This is a genomic window from Novosphingobium sp. (assembly GCF_027486195.1).
GTDB lineage: Bacteria > Pseudomonadota > Alphaproteobacteria > Sphingomonadales > Sphingomonadaceae > Novosphingobium.
The window spans coordinates 12198-27261 of sequence record NZ_JAIXPP010000059.1 but is presented as its reverse complement, the minus strand read 5'-3'; the positions used below and the strand labels follow the sequence as shown (position 1 = coordinate 27261).

At 65.7% G+C, this 15064-nt stretch carries 12 protein-coding genes; 8 read left to right on the top strand and 4 right to left on the bottom strand.

Features of this window, described 5'->3' with window-relative positions:
- Window positions 1–118 precede the first annotated feature (118 nt).
- Window positions 119–2470, top strand: a complete 2352-nt coding sequence (locus Q0071_RS11130; RefSeq protein WP_298168913.1) for a TonB-dependent receptor — start codon at window positions 119–121, stop codon at window positions 2468–2470.
- A 48-nt stretch (window positions 2471–2518) separates the two neighbouring features.
- Here Q0071_RS11130 and Q0071_RS11125 read toward each other — a convergent pair whose 3' ends face one another.
- A complete protein-coding gene (locus Q0071_RS11125; protein WP_298168910.1) occupies window positions 2519–3199 on the bottom strand; it encodes a YggS family pyridoxal phosphate-dependent enzyme in 681 nt (226 codons plus the stop codon).
- Between the two features lie 22 nt (window positions 3200–3221).
- Here Q0071_RS11125 and Q0071_RS11120 point away from each other — a divergent pair, with 22 nt between their 5' ends.
- The 3 genes from Q0071_RS11120 (at window position 3222) to Q0071_RS11110 (ending at window position 6863) form a co-directional block, all read left to right on the top strand.
- Window positions 3222–3767 carry a thiamine phosphate synthase gene (locus tag Q0071_RS11120; RefSeq protein ID WP_298168907.1) on the top strand — a complete coding sequence of 182 codons (546 nt, stop codon included), beginning with the start codon at window positions 3222–3224 and terminating at the stop codon, window positions 3765–3767.
- Between the two features lie 110 nt (window positions 3768–3877).
- Window positions 3878–6277, top strand: coding sequence for a DNA translocase FtsK 4TM domain-containing protein (locus Q0071_RS11115; protein ID WP_298168904.1), 2400 nt, complete (start codon window positions 3878–3880; stop codon window positions 6275–6277).
- A 214-nt stretch (window positions 6278–6491) separates the two neighbouring features.
- A complete protein-coding gene (locus Q0071_RS11110; RefSeq protein ID WP_298168901.1) occupies window positions 6492–6863 on the top strand; it encodes a hypothetical protein in 372 nt (123 codons plus the stop codon).
- On the opposite strand, the gene Q0071_RS11105 is transcribed toward Q0071_RS11110, so the two are convergent.
- A complete protein-coding gene (locus Q0071_RS11105; RefSeq protein WP_298168898.1) occupies window positions 6820–7287 on the bottom strand; it encodes an Lrp/AsnC family transcriptional regulator in 468 nt (155 codons plus the stop codon). The two genes, Q0071_RS11110 and Q0071_RS11105, sit on opposite strands and share 44 nt — an antisense overlap.
- Before the next feature lie 135 nt (window positions 7288–7422).
- On the opposite strand from Q0071_RS11105, the gene ald reads away from it, so the two are divergent.
- Together ald and Q0071_RS11095 are read left to right on the top strand one after the other, a co-directional pair.
- A complete protein-coding gene (gene ald, locus Q0071_RS11100) occupies window positions 7423–8538 on the top strand; it encodes an alanine dehydrogenase (RefSeq protein ID WP_298168895.1) in 1116 nt (371 codons plus the stop codon).
- Window positions 8539–8590: 52 nt separating this feature from the next.
- On the top strand, window positions 8591–10300 hold the full coding sequence (locus Q0071_RS11095) for a diguanylate cyclase (RefSeq protein ID WP_298168893.1): 1710 nt from the start codon (window positions 8591–8593) through the stop codon (window positions 10298–10300).
- Here the strand turns inward: Q0071_RS11095 and Q0071_RS11090 are convergent.
- Entirely contained in the window at window positions 10297–10683 is a 387-nt protein-coding gene (locus Q0071_RS11090; protein ID WP_298168890.1) for a thioesterase family protein, read from the bottom strand. The two genes, Q0071_RS11095 and Q0071_RS11090, sit on opposite strands and share 4 nt — an antisense overlap.
- A gap of 2 nt (window positions 10684–10685) precedes the next feature.
- Window positions 10686–12749 carry a S9 family peptidase gene (locus Q0071_RS11085; protein WP_298168886.1) on the bottom strand — a complete coding sequence of 688 codons (2064 nt, stop codon included), beginning with the start codon at window positions 12747–12749 and terminating at the stop codon, window positions 10686–10688.
- Window positions 12750–12813: 64 nt separating this feature from the next.
- On the opposite strand from Q0071_RS11085, the gene Q0071_RS11080 reads away from it, so the two are divergent.
- Window positions 12814–14631 carry an aminopeptidase P family protein gene (locus Q0071_RS11080; RefSeq protein ID WP_298168883.1) on the top strand — a complete coding sequence of 606 codons (1818 nt, stop codon included), beginning with the start codon at window positions 12814–12816 and terminating at the stop codon, window positions 14629–14631.
- Window positions 14632–14687: 56 nt separating this feature from the next.
- Complete coding sequence (locus Q0071_RS11075; protein ID WP_298168880.1) at window positions 14688–15062, top strand: VOC family protein; 375 nt, start codon at window positions 14688–14690, stop codon at window positions 15060–15062.
- The last annotated feature ends 2 nt before the right edge of the window (window positions 15063–15064 follow it).

The following is a 15064-nucleotide window of genomic DNA, read 5'->3' as shown; positions in this document are numbered from 1 at the left end:
GGCCCGCAGGTAAACGCCCTGAGGCTGCCATGTAAGGTATTGTTGCTTCAGGTAAAACGTATTGAATTGCTGCGATCAGTTGCCATTGACGGCGCCCTAACAAAAACGGGAGCAGTGAATGCCAACCAGAACAAACAAGGTCGCACGTGCAATTTCCGGCGGGTTCAGCGCCCTCGCGCTTGCCGCTGCGCTGTCAGCTTTCGGTACGGGCATCGCCCAAGCGCAAGAGGCTGCGCAAGAGGCTGCGCAGGAAGCGGAGCAATCGTCGATCGACGTGCTCAATGCCGACATCATCGTGACCGCCACCAAGAAGAAGGACGTCGAGAACGTCCAGAACGTCCCTCTTGCGATAACCGCCTTCAACGCGAAGAGCCTGCAGGCGCTGCAGGTGCGTGATCTCCAGACCCTGACCTATAGCGCGCCCAACGTTTCGCTCGATCAGGTCGGCACCTCGCGCGGCACGGCAAACTTCTCGATCCGCGGCCTTGGCGTGAATAGCTCGATCCCCTCGATCGATCCCACGGTCGGCGTCTTCGTCGATGGCGTCTACATCGGTGTGAACAACGGCCTCGTGTTCGATGTGTTCGATCTCGGCTCGGTCGAGGTTGCGCGTGGGCCCCAGGGCATCCTCTATGGCCGCAACACCACCGGCGGCGCGGTGCTGATCAATACCGGCGATCCGACACCGGATATGCGCGCCAATTTCCGCGCCTTCTACGAAGGTCCGGTCGATTCCGGACGCGGCAGCGGCAACTTCGCCATGCAGGGCGTGGTGTCGGGTCCGCTGATCAAGGACGTGCTCAACTTCAAGGTCGGCGCCTACGTCAACAAGGACGAGGGCTACTTCAAGAACCTTTATGATGGCCGCAACTTCGGCAAGGCGGAAACCCAGATCGTGCGCGGCGCGCTGGAATTCCTGCCGACAGACGGCATCCGCATGGTCGCCAAGGTGGAATACTTCAACAGCGATGGTGATGGCCCGGCAGCGCAGAACCACGGCGTCTACAAGCGTGACACCTTCGATTTCGCGGTCGACAATCGCGGCTTCTACCGCAACCGCACCTGGTTCGCGACGCACAAGACCGAAATCGACGTCGGCACCGGCAAGATCACCAACATCTTCGGTTTCCGCGATTTCGACGGGGCGACTGGCGGCGATATCGATGCCAAGCCCGTGTTCGTCTTCCACTCGAACACCCTGTTCAAGCAGCGGCAGTATTCGGACGAAATCCGCTACAACAACCGCTTCGGCGCGCTGGATTTCACCGCAGGCGGGTTCTGGTTCACGCAGGACCTCAGGTACGATGAACTGCGCTTCTTCCCGAGCTTCATCAGCCCGCTGACCCAGATCGGCGGCGGTCGGCAGGACCATGACGTGCTCGGCCTCTTCGCCTCGGGCGACTTTGCCGTGACCGACAAGCTGACCCTGACGGCAGGCATCCGCTGGTCGCGCGAGACCAAGGACGTGGCGGTGACCTACATTCGCCCCCGCACCAACTGCTCTGTCGTGGCCGGGACCTGCCCCACCTCGGGCACCAACTCGCTGATCCCCAACGAGAACAACGGCTTCAAGGACAAGCGTTCGTGGGAGAACTGGAGCCCCAAGCTCGGCTTCCAATACAAGTTCAACAGCGACGCGCAGGCCTATGGCAACTGGACCCGCGGCTTCCGTTCGGGCGGCTACAACTTCCGCATCACCAACGCCCGCGCCTTCGAAGCGGTTGCCGCCACGCGCGGTCTCTCGTTCGACGAAGAGCAGGTCGATAGCTTCGAGCTCGGCGTGAAGTACCGCTCGCCCGATCGCAAGCTGACGCTCAATCTCGCGGCCTTCCGCACCGAGGTCGGCAACATGCAGCGTGAAGTGAACGAGGGTTCGGCAGCGGGTGTCGCTCAGTCGATCTTCAACACAGCTGACGCGCGCATCGATGGTATCGAAGGCGAGGGCCGCTATGCGCTGGGCAAGCACTTCCTGCTCACCGCGAACTTCGGCTACATCAACGCCCGCTATACCAACGTGCTGTTCGACATCTCGAGCGACGGCAAGGTCGATGCGGCGGACAAGGCACTGGCATTGCCGCGCACCCCGCAGTGGACCTACGGCTTCGGCGTGGTCGGCGATTTCAAGCTGAGCAGCGGCAAGGCGATCGTTGCGCGGGCCAATTTCCAGCACCGCGACCGCTTCGCCTATACCGACAACAACTTCGGCTGGATCACTGCGTCAGACAACCTCGACGCCTCGCTCAGCTACAAGACCGGCGGGCTGACCTTTACGGTCTATGGTCGCAACCTGCTCGATCAGGTCCAGCATGGCGGTGATACGCAGCTGGGCACTGCGGCGCAGATTCCGGTCTTCGGTGGCCCGCTCTCGCACGGAGTGGATCAGCCGTTCGGTCAGAACCCCAAGGCGGGCACCTTCTCGCCGCTGGTGCGCGGCCGGGTGCTTGGCATCGAAGTGAACGCCGACTTCTGATGAGCGGCGCTGCGCGGGGGGGCCTCCTGCGCAGCGCTTCGCTTGCCTTCAGCCGCGCGCGCCGAACAGCGCCGAGCCGACGCGGATATGCGTCGCGCCCAGCATCACGGCGGTCTCGAAATCGTCGCTCATGCCCATCGAGCGGCTGGCCAGGCCGTGGTCGTCCGCCAGCTTGGCGAGGAGCGCGAAGAACGGTGCTGCCTCGATCCCGGCGGGCGGCACGCACATCAAACCCATCACCGGCAGATCGGCAGCGCGCGCTTCGGTGAGCAGCGCGGGCAGGTCGGCAACCGCGCAGCCGCCCTTCTGGGCCTCGTCGCCGATATTGATCTGCACGAACAGCGGCACGCGGCGGCCGGTCTTGTCCATCGCGCGGGCGAGGGCGGTGAGCAGCGAAAGCCGGTCGAGCGAATGGATGCAGTCGAAGCGCCGCACCGCCTCTTCCGCCTTGTTCGACTGAAGCTGCCCGACAAGGTGCAATTGCAGATCCGGGTTGGCTTCCTGCAGCGCGGGCCACTTGGCATCGGCCTCCTGCACGCGGTTCTCGCCGAACACGCGCTGCCCTTCGGCAATCAGCGGCAGGATCGACTCCACCGGGTGCATCTTGGCTACGGCGACCAGCGTGACGCTCTCCGCTTTGCGGCGGGCGATGGCGGCGGTGTGGGCGATGCGCTCGCGGATGGCGGCAAGCGGGGTCATGGCGGCCAATGCGGCCTCTGGATCGGTCATGACGCGGTGCTATAGGCGCGGCATGCGCCGGTGTCATCCTGTCCCGCGGGTCGTCCTGCTCACCGATGCGCGCAACGATCATCGGCTGGAATGGGCGGTTTCCCGCATGCCGCGCGGCAGTGCGCTGGTGTTCCGGCACTATCATCTGCCGATCGCTGCCCGCCGCGCGCGTTTCGAGGCGCTGCGGCGGCTTTGCGCCCGGCGCGGCGTGCTGGTCATCACCGCCGGGGAAGCGCGTGGTTGGCGCGCGGATGGGCACTACGGCGCACCGCGCGATCTGGGCCGAGGGTCCGGCCTGCGCCCTCGCCAGCGACCCGGTTTGCATCTGGCCACTGCCCATTCGCTTGCCGAAATCGGCGCGGCGGTCCGCGCGCGGGCCTGCGCCATCCTGCTCTCGCCAGTCTTCCCCACTCGCTCGCACCCCGGCGCACCTGTCCTCGGGCCGGTCCGCTTCCTGCTGCTCGCCCGCCGCTCGCCGCTCCCGATCATCGCGCTGGGCGGCATGACGAAGCCCCGCGCGGCGCGCCTCCCCGTCTGGGGCTGGGCGGCCATCGACGGACTTGCGTAGAACCCGCAGAAACCCGCGACTCGCCGGGATTCCTAGGGTTTCGCCCGGCATGAATTCTTGACGCCATCCCCACTCTCGGCGCATGAAGAGCGCAGGAAGGGACAGGTTTCATGGCATCTCGCGCACTCGTTTCGCCCGCCGGAGGGCGCGCCGCCAAGGCCGCAGACTGGCGCGCGATCCTGCGCCGCAGCTTCCGCCGCAGTGCGGAGCTGATCGGGGCGGCCCTGCTGTTTGCTGCGATGATCGCGCTCACCCTCGCGCTGGCGACCTATACCCAGACCGATCCTTCGGGCAGCACCGCCTCCGGCAGCCCGGTCGAAAACTGGATGGGCCTGCCCGGCGCCTGGGCGGCAGAGCGTGTGCTGCTGTTCTTCGGCTTGCCCAGCGTGCTGCTCCTGCCGCTGCTTTATGTCTTCGCGCGGCGGCTGTGGGATGCAGCCGGCGATCTGATCGATATCGACGAGGAGGACGAGGAACTCCAGCCGCTGCCCGCCTGGTGGCGCCTCTCGGCGATGCTCGTGTTCGCCATGGCGCTGATCGGAACGGCCTTCGCGCTGATGCTCACCGGGCCGGGGGGCACGCTTCCCGCCGGTGCGGGCGGACTCGGCGGGCTGCTTGGCGCGGCGCTCGTGCGCGGCGCGGCGCATTGGCTGCCGGCAGCCGGACTGTGGATCGAGCGCGGCGCGGCTGTCGTCACCGTGGTCGCCGGTCTCGTCATCACCGCGCAGGTCTTCGCGTTCGACTGGCACCGCTTGCCCCGGATGCCGGCCTTTCTGCGGCGCGGTAAACGTCCGGCGCTTCCTGCTGCTGCGGGTGTCGCCGCGCTTCTGCCGAAGCGCCAGCCCAAACCGCGCCCCGAAGCGGGCGAGGACGCTGCGGTCGTCGCCTCCGATTCGCCGCCCTCGCGCCGCCGCCCGACCGAGATCACCGATCCCTCGCGCCCGCCAGCGCCTGCGCAGCTTGCCGGGAAGGCACGGCAGGGAGATCTGTTCGACCAGTACGAGCTCCCCGGGCTCGATATCCTGGAGCCGCTCCCTGTCGCGACGGGGCCGAAGATCGACAAGCTGGCGCTCGAACGCAATGCGCGCCTGCTCGAGAACGTGCTCGACGATTTCAATGTGAAGGGCGAAATCACTGCGGTGCGCACCGGCCCGGTCGTCACGATGTACGAACTGGAACCGGCCCCCGGCATCAAGGCCAGCCGCGTCATCGGCCTCGCCGACGATATCGCCCGCAACATGAGCGCGATTTCCGCGCGCGTCTCCTCGATCCCCGGCCGCACCGTCATGGGCATCGAACTGCCCAACGCCGTGCGCGACATGGTCTCGTTCCGCGAGCTCGTTTCCTGCGACAAATTCGTGAATTCCAAGGGCATGCTGCCGATCATCCTCGGCAAGGATATCGCGGGCGAACCGATCGTGGCGGATCTTGCCACCATGCCGCACCTGCTCGTCGCGGGCACCACCGGCTCGGGCAAGTCGGTCGGGCTCAACTGCATCCTGCTCTCGCTGCTCTACCGCCTCACCCCGCAGCAATGCCGCCTGATCCTCGTCGATCCCAAGGTGCTCGAACTCAAGTCCTACGACGATATCCCGCACTTGCTCTCGCCGGTGGTGACCGAGCCGTCGAAGGCGGTCCGCGCGCTCAAGTGGGCGGTCGAGGAAATGGAGCGGCGCTACCGCATGATGTCCTCGGTCAGCGTGCGCAATATCTCGGGCTTCAACGAGAAGGTCCGCGCCGCCGCCAGCAAGGGCAAGCCGCTCGGCCGCCGCATCCAGGTCGGGTTCGATCCCGATAGCGGCGAAGAACTGTTCGAGGAGCAGCAGCTCGATTATCAGGTGCTGCCGCAGATCGTGGTGATCGTCGACGAGCTTGCCGATCTCATGGTCACCGTCGGCAAGGAAATCGAAGTCCTGATCCAGCGCCTCAGCCAGAAGAGCCGCGCTGCGGGCATCCACCTCATCATGGCGACTCAGCGCCCCTCGGTCGATGTCATCACCGGCGTGATCAAGGCCAACCTGCCGACCCGCATCAGCTTCGCCGTCACCAGCCGCATCGACAGCCGCACGATTCTGGGCGAGCAGGGCGCCGAACAGCTGCTCGGCAAGGGCGACATGCTCTACAAGCCCAGCACTGGCGCGATCAGTCGCGTTCACGGTCCCTTCGTGAGCGACGAGGAAGTTGAGCGCGTCGCCGATCACTGGCGCGGGCAGGGCAGCCCGGACTACGTCGATTCGGTCACCGAAGAGCCCGAAGACGGCAGCTTCGGCTTCGACGACCTCGACGCGACCGCATCAGACGCGCCCGAGGAGCGCAAGTACCGGCAGGTCTGCCAGCTCGTGTTCGAAAGCCAGAAGGCTTCGGCCAGCTGGGTCCAGCGCCAGATGGGCGTGGGCTACAACACCGCCTCCAAATGGATCGAGCGCATGGAAGCGGACGGCTTCGTCGGCCCAGCCAACCATGTCGGACGGCGCGACATTTACCGCGACAAGGACGGCAATCCGCTGTGAAAGCGCCGGACGCGTTCGCGTCCCCTTAATCCTTGCCAGCCGCCGCCGTTCTCACTTCATGACCGGTGCCCCGTGCTCTGCCCATCGTCTCTGCCGCCGGTCTCCCATCGCTCACCTAGGGTGGCGTTCAACGAGCGAGAAAGGTCAAGGCGTGCCCTATGTAGCGCTGTCCCAGTGCTGGTTCACGCGGCAACATCAGCCGACGGCGTGGCGCGTGCACGAGGACGATGGCGGGATCTACAGCCTCTGCCGGCACTGCGGCCGCCGCATCGTCACCTGGGGCCGTCATCGCTGGACGATTGCCGACGGCCTCGACATGACGCATCTGGCCGAGACCGTGAGCGGGCGCTTCCTCACTGTGCTCGACAGCGCCGGCGAATTCGTCGTGCGCCGCTTCACGGTCGATCACCTGCCCGATGAGGAGGCGATCGAGGCGTTCAAGCTCGAACTGCGCGAGCGCTATCGCATGGATGAGCCGGGCAACGATCTCACCTTGCTCGACAGCGCCGACAAGAAGGCGCAGCGCCCCCGCAAGCCCCCCCCTATGGCCGCCCGCGCGGCACCGGGTAGCCCGCGAACCGCTTGATCCGGCGCAGCGAAAAGCTCGATCGCATCGAGGAGACACCCGGCAACCGCGCCAGACAATCGCGGTGGATATGGTCATACTGATCAAGGTCCGCCGCCGCCACGCGCAGCAGGTAGTCCGCCCCGCCCGACATCAGGTGGCATTCGAGGATGTCATCGAAATCCCCCACCGCGCGCTCGAACCGGTCCATCGCTTCGCGGCTCTGGCTGGTCAGCGTGATCTCGACGAACACCTCGACCGCAAGGCCCACGCGTCTCGGATCGATCCTCGCCGCATAGCCGCTGATCACCCCCGCTTCCTCCAGCGCGCGGATGCGGCGGTGGCATGCCGATGGCGAGAGCGCCACAGCTTCGGCAAGCGCGGCAATGGGCCGCGACGAGTCATGTTGCAGTGCATCAATCAGCGCGGCATCAATACGATCCATGCAATATTTTCCTGCGTAATGGTACTAAAGCAGGAAATATCACCAAAACTGGCACCGCGATACCGCCAATGAGGTGAAACAGCGCGCGCGCCAGCGTGTATCCTTTCGCCATCCGAGAACGAAAAGGATCCTGCCATGCGTGTCGGTACCGTCCGTGAAATCAAGAACCACGAATACCGCGTCGGCCTGACGCCCGAGAGCGCGCGCGAGCTTGCCGCGCATGGCCACGAAGTTTGGGTCGAAACCGGCGCCGGGCTCGGTATCGGCGCGGCGGACCGCGACTACGAAGTCGCCGGTGCGGTGATCAAGCCCGATGCGGCAACGATCTTCGCCGGCTGCGAGATGGTCGTGAAGGTCAAGGAACCGCAGGCGATCGAGCGCGCACAGCTGCGCGAAGGTCAGATCCTCTTCACCTATCTCCACCTCGCGCCGGACCCTCAGCAGACTGCCGATCTCGTGAAATCCGGTGTCACCGCGATTGCCTATGAAACCGTGACCGGCCCCGGAGGCCAGCTCCCCTTGCTCAAGCCGATGAGCCAGGTTGCGGGCCGCATGGCGATCCAGGCCGGCGCGACCGCGCTGGAAAAGGCGCATGGCGGACGCGGCGTGCTGCTCGGCGGCGTGCCGGGCGTGCTTCCCGCCAAGGTCGCGGTGATCGGCGGCGGCGTCGTCGGGTTCAACGCGGCGCAGATGGCCGCCGGCCTTGGTGCCGACGTCACCATTCTCGACCGTGATCCCGATGTGCTCGAACGGCTCGGCACGCACTTCGAAAGCCGCGCCAAGACGCGCTTCTCCAATCAGGCCAATCTTGCGGACTGCATCGCCGAAGCGGATCTGGTGATCGGCGCGGTGCTGATCCCCGGTGCTGCCGCGCCCAAGCTGGTCACGCGCGCGATGCTCGCCACGATGAAGCCGGGTGCGGTGCTGGTCGATGTCGCTATCGATCAGGGCGGCTGCTTCGAAACCAGCCACGCCACCACCCACGCCGAACCGACCTATGTGGTCGATGGCATCGTCCACTACTGCGTCGCCAACATGCCCGGCGGTGTCGCCCGCACCAGCACGTACGCGCTCAACAACGTGACCCTGCCGCATGCGCTGAAGATCGCCGATCTCGGCTGGAAGGCGGCGCTCGCGGCCAATCCGCACCTCGCCGCAGGGCTCAATGTACACGCCGGCGAAGTGACCTACGAAGCTGTCGCGCGCGAGCTTGGCTATGCCTATCGCCCGGTCGAGGAACTCCTCGCCTGATCGGGCGGCCAAGTTAACTCCCCAATAAGCCCCTTTCGCTAGAATCGGGCTTATGGACTGGATGTGGCGCAAGTTTGTGCTGTTCGGGCTGGTGGCATTGCTATCCGGCCTGTTCGGCATGCCTGCCGCTGCGGCGCCTATTGTCGCAAGCCAGACCTGCCATGCCTCGGCTGACGCCGCAGAAACCTACGCAGACCTGCGCCGCGCGCCGGACCGGTGGATGTGCTCCGATTCCGAATACGACATCGGGCCTGAAAGCCTGTTCCTTCGCTACCGCCTGACCGATCCGGCCAAGCCGCGCGCGCAGAGCCTTGTCACCCATGCCTCGCCGTTTCGTGCCATCACGATCTGGGTGGTCGACGAGTCTGGCAAGGTCCGCACGCAGCGCTATTCGTCGGCTTCGGCCCACCATCTGATCGACGGGCCGATGATGGTCCTGCCCCTGCCGCAGACCCCGGCGCGCCCGCGCCTTGTTACCGTGCGGATCGATCAGCCGTGGAACAAGACCATCGCCAGCGAGGCGCGCCTCGATAGCGAGCCTGAAGGATCCGGCTGGGATATGGGCGTGGTGGTCGCGATGGCGGCGATCTGCGGCATGCTGGTCGTGCCGCTTCTGCTCAACTTCGGCTTCTACCTCGTGCTGCGCCGTCCGTTCGTGCTGTGGCACATCGTGATGGTCGGGCTGATGCTGGTGGAGACTGTGATCGGCACCGGATTCATCCACATCGGGGCAAACCCCGATGCGGCGACCGAGATCGCGATCAACAGCCTGTGCTTTGGCGCGGTGGCCGCGGCGGGGCTGATGTTCCTTGTCACCTTCCTCGAACCCGATGCGCTATCGCCATGGCTGCGCCGGTTGATGGTCGGCTGCGCGCCGCTGGTCATGGCCGGAGGCATCTTCACCGCGCTCCCGATCGAGGCACTGCGCCCGTGGAGCGCGCTGGGCATCTACTCCGGCATTTCGCTCGCGATCGTGATCATCTTTATCGGCATCACCGATGCCTGGCGGCGCGGCAGCAAGCTCGTCTCGTTCCTCATGGTCGGCTGGAGCCCTGTGCTGCTGGTCGGGGTCTACCGCATCGGCAGCTACCTCCTGCCCAACGCGCGGCCGACGGAATCAGTCGTCATTTTCCAGCTTGCGCTTGCGGCCGAAGTGCTCGCCAATTCGCTGGGCATCGTGATCCGGTTCCTTGAACTGCGGCGCGAGCGCGACCTTGCCAATGCGCGCGCGACCGAGCTTGAAGGCGTTGCCGGCCGCGATGCGCTGACGGGCCTGTGGAATCGCCACTCGATCGAGCGGCGCTTCAACGATCTGTTCTGCCTCGGTTATCGCACTATGGCGGTGATCGATCTCGATCATTTCAAGCGGATCAACGACCTGCATGGCCACGCGGTCGGCGATGCGGTGCTCAAGGTGGTCGCGACAACGCTGGCCGAAGATCCCGAAGCCTGCGCGATCCGCATGGGCGGTGAGGAATTCCTGCTGCTGCTGCGCGGCCCCGGCAGTGCCGAGCGGGCAGAACGCTGCCGCCGCGCGCTAAGCACACGGATCGCTGCTGCCGTGCCGGGCCTCGGCCATGTCGTCACCGCCAGCATGGGGCTGGTCGAACACGACCTTTCCGGCACGCTCGATGTGGAATTTGCAGTGCTCTACAGCCACTGCGACCGCTTGCTCTATGAAGCCAAGCGCCTGGGGCGCAACCGCACGATGCGCGAGCGGCTGACCGGCTTTGCGCCAGAATTGCAGTTGCGAACCGGCTAAGCGGTAAACAGCGCCGCCATCTCCGCCGGCACGCGCTGGATGCGCCCGCTGGCCTTGTCGATCAGCACCCATTGCGTGCGCGCGCTGACGATCACCTTGCCTGCGGTGTTGCGGAAATCGACCCGCCGGTCGAACCGCGCCCCGCGTGGGGCATCGGGCACGAAGGTCTCGCCCGTCACGCTTTCGCCCAGCGCGATATTTCCGCGATAGTCGATCTCGTGCCGCGTCACGACCCACACGTAAGCCGCCTGCCACGCCGCCGGGGCCAGCGCCTCCCAGTGCGAGGTGGCAAGCGCTTCCATCCACTGCACCCACACCGCGTTGTTCACATGGCCCAGCACGTCGATGTGCTCCGGCCCGGCGGTGAAGGTCATGCTATGCATGATCAGGCCGCAACCCCCAGCTGCGCGAGGATGAAAGCAAACTCCTCTGCCGTCTCGCGCAGCCCCTCGAACCGACCGGACTTGCCGCCATGCCCTGCGCCCATATTGGTCTTGAGCAGCAGGTCGTTGGCGTCGGTCTTCAACTCGCGCAGCTTCGCCACCCACTTGGCGGGTTCCCAATAGGTCACGCGCGGATCGTTGAGGCCCGCCGTCACCAGCATCGGCGGATAGGCCTGCGCGCGCACCTGATCGTAGGGCGAATAGGACCGGATCAGCGCGAACGCATCCTTGTCCTCGATCGGATTGCCCCATTCGGGCCACTCGCCCGGCGTCAGCGGCAGTTCAGCATCGAGCATGGTCGCCAGCACATCGACGAACGGCACATGCGCCGCCACCGCGCCCCACAGCGCTGGATCGGAATTGATCACCGCGCCCATCAGTTCGCCGCCTGCCGAGCCGCCCGCAATCGCGATCCGGCCCGCCTGCGTGAACCCTTCCGCGATCAGCCCCTTTGCCACATCGACGAAATCGTTGAACGTGTTGGTGCGCTGCTCAAGCTTGCCCGCCTTGTACCAGCGCCGCCCCAGATCATCGCCGCCGCGAATATGCGCGATGGCATAAGCAAAGCCGCGGTCGACAAGGCTTAGCCGCGTGGTTGAAAAGCCCGGCCCGATGGCAATGCCATAAGCGCCATAGCCATAGAGATAGAGCGGCCCGCCCGCTTTGCGGCCCTTGCGCCATACGATGGAGACCGGCACTGCCGTGCCATCCCGCGCGGTGATCTCCAGCCGCGCGGTTTCATACAGCGAGGCGTCATAGCCGCTCGGGATTTCCTGCGTCTTCAGCAGTTCGAGCCGCTGTTCGCCCACATGATAGTCATAGACCGAAGCCGGGCTGGTCATGGACTCATAGCTGACCCGCAGCTTGTCCATCGCCCATTCCGGGTTGTCGCCCAGCGAAGCCTCGTAGCTCGCTTCCGGGAATGCGATGGGTTCGATCCGGCTGGGATCGTCGTAATACCGCACCTCGATCCGATCGAGCCCCCGCACCCGGCCTTCGACCACATAGAAATCGCGGAAGAGGTCGAAGCCCGTAAGATAGAAATCCTCGGTCCCCTCGATCAGCGTCGTCCATTCGCCGGGGCTGGCGAGCGATGCCGTGGCGAGGCGGAAATTCTCGTGGGTGTCGTTGGTATGGATGAACAGCGTCTCGCCGCGCACATCCACATCGTACTCGACGCCGGTCTGCCGCGCCCGCACCAGCAGCGGCGCAGTGAGCGGATCGGCAGCGGGCACCAGCCGCACTTCGCTCGTCTCGTGGTCGCCGGTCGAAATCACCAGCCATTCGTCGTTGGCGGAAAGCCCGGCGGAAACGCGGAAGCCCTCGTCATCCTCATGATAAAGCTCGACATCGCTTTCCACCGGCGTCCCCAGCCAGTGCAGCCGCGCGTTGTCCGTGCGCCACTGCGCATTGGCGAGGCTGTAGACCAGCGCCTTGTCGCCCGCCGCCCAGATGAGCGCGGAAAGCGTGCCGGGGATCACATCGGGCAGCACCTCGCCGGTCGCGATCACCTTGATCCGCGCGGTAAACCGCTCCGATCCGTTGTCGTCCACCGCCCAGGCCAGCATGCGCCCATCGTTCGAGACCGAAAGCGCGCCCAGCCGGAAGTATTCCTTGCCCTCCGCCAGTGCCACTTCGTCGAGGATCAGTTCGTCTGGCCCGCCCGCGACCGGTCTGCGCCACCACTTCTTGTACTCGGCACCTTCCTCGTATTCGATCCAGTAGAGCCAGTCGCCGTCCTTCTGTGGCACCGACTTGTCGGCTTCCTTGATGCGCCCGCGCATTTCGGCAAGCAGCGTTTCGACCGTGCCCTGATGCGGCTTCATCCGCGCTTCGAACCACGCGTTCTCGGCCTCCAGATGCGTGAGCACTTCGGTATCCGTCACCTCGGGATAGCCGGGATCGCGCAGCCAGTTGTAGGGATCCTCGATTGTCACGCCGTGATGGGTGAAGGAATGGGGCTTCTTGGCCGCAACCGGAGGCGCGGTGGGGGTGGTTTCCGTCATTCCCCGCATCTATGGTGTGCAGCATAAGCCCGCAAGGCGGGTGATACGCTTCAGGACACGACCCATGCTGATGAAAGTTGAACAACAGGGGCACGAAGCCCGGCTCGAAGCCCTGCGCAAGGAACTCGCGCGGCAGCAACTCGATGGCTTTGTCATCCCCATTTCCGATGAGCACATGAGCGAATATGTCGGCGCCTATGCCCAGCGCCTCGGCTGGCTGACCGGCTTCGGCGGCTCGGCGGGCACCGCTGTCGTGCTCAAGGACAAGGCCGCGATCTTCGTTGACGGGCGCTACACGCTGCAAGTGCGCGAACAGGTCGATGGCCGGCTCTATGAATACCAGTCGGTGCCGCAGACCTCGGTCGCGGCATGGCTGGGTGAAAACGCCCCCGAAGGCGGCCGCATCGGCTATGATGCCTGGCTCCACGGCAAGGGCTGGGCCGATAGCGCCGCCTCTGCGCTGAAGGCCCGCAAGGCCGCGCTTGTCGCCGTCCAGCAAAACCCGATCGACGCGATCTGGCAGGATCGCCCCGCGCCCTCCGCTGCCCCCGCGCTCGTTCATGCAGACGAATACGCCGGTTCCTCCGCCCACGAAAAACGCGCCGAAGTCGCCGCCTGGCTCACCGCGCGCGGGCTCGATGCCGCCGTGATCTCCGCGCTCGATTCGGTCGCCTGGCTGCTCAACATGCGCGGCTCGGATGTAGACTGCACGCCGGTCGCGCTCTCCTTCGTGCTCGCCCATGCCGACGGCACGGCAGACCTCTTCATCGCGCCCGAAAAGGTCACGCCCGAGCTTGCCCAGCACCTTGGCAACGCGGTGCGTGTGCAGGACCGCGCCGCATTCACCCCCGCGCTCGCCGCGCTCGCCGGCAAGAAAGTCGCGGTCGATCCCGAACGTGCGGTCGCGGCCATCTATCAGCAGCTTGCCGCCGCCGGTGCCGAAACAGTCTCTGTCACCGATCCCACGGTGCTGCCCAAGGCCCGCAAGAACCCGGTCGAGCAGGCCGGCCACCGCGCCGCGCAGGCGCGCGATGGCGCTGCGATCACCCGCTTCCTCCACTGGCTCTCGAATACCGCGCCAAAGGGCGCCGAAACCGAGCTCTCCGCCGCCGCAGCGCTCCGCGCCGAGCGCGAGAAGACCGGCCTCCTTCGCGATCTTTCGTTCGACACCATCTCTGCCGCCGGCCCCAACGGCGCCAGCCCGCACTACAAGGTGGACGAACATACCAACCGCCAGATCGAGCCGAACAGCGTCTATCTCGTCGATTCGGGCGGCCAGTATCTCGATGGTACGACCGACATCACCCGCACCGTCTGGATCGGCCCCGATGCGCCGCCCGCCGAAGTGAAGGACCGCTTCACCCGCGTGCTCAAGGGCCATATCGCGCTTGATCAGGCAGTGTTCCCCGAGGGCACCAACGGCAGCCAGCTCGATAGCTTCGCGCGGCAGTTCCTGTGGTCGGCGGGGCTCGACTATGCCCACGGCACCGGCCACGGCGTCGGCAGCTTCCTTGCCGTCCACGAAGGCCCGCAGCGCATCGCCAAGGCGGCAGGCGGACAGGCTGGTACCGGCCAGGCGCTGCTCCCCGGCATGATCCTCTCCAACGAGCCCGGCTACTACAAGGCGGGCGAATACGGCATCCGCATCGAGAACCTCGTCCTCGTCGAGGAGCGCGATATCCCCGGCGCCGAGGGCACGTTCATGGGCTTCGAAACGCTGACTTTCGCGCCGATCGACCGCACGCTGGTCGAGCCTGCGCTGCTGCTGGAACACGAGCGCGCGTGGTGGAACACCTATCACGCAAAGGTCGAGGCGCTCCTCGCCCCGCAGCTCTCCGGCGCGGACCTCGCCTGGCTGGAGGCTGCCTGCGCCCCGTTGTAAGCTTCTTTGTTCGTGTTATGTTCTGATTATCGCGACTCGGCGAAGAGGAGGTTTGGATGATCGGCTACGTAACTTTGGGGACCAACGATCTGGCGCGCGGCGCCGCGTTCTACGATGCGCTGGCCGCCGAACTGGGCACCAAGCGCATGTACGAATGGGACGGCGCGATCGCGTGGGGCGAAGCGGGCGGTGCCGCTGGCATCGGCCTGATGAAGCCCTACAACGGCGAGCCCGCCACCGTCGGCAACGGCGTGATGGTCGCGCTCGAGGCGAAGGACAATGCGCAGGTGGACCGGCTATACGCCGCTGCGCTCGCCAACGGCGGAACCTGCGAAGGCCCTCCGGGTCCGCGCGGGGAAGGCGGGTTCTATGCGGCCTATTTCCGCGATCCCGATGGCAACAAGCTCAACGCTTTCGTGATGGGGAGCTGAAA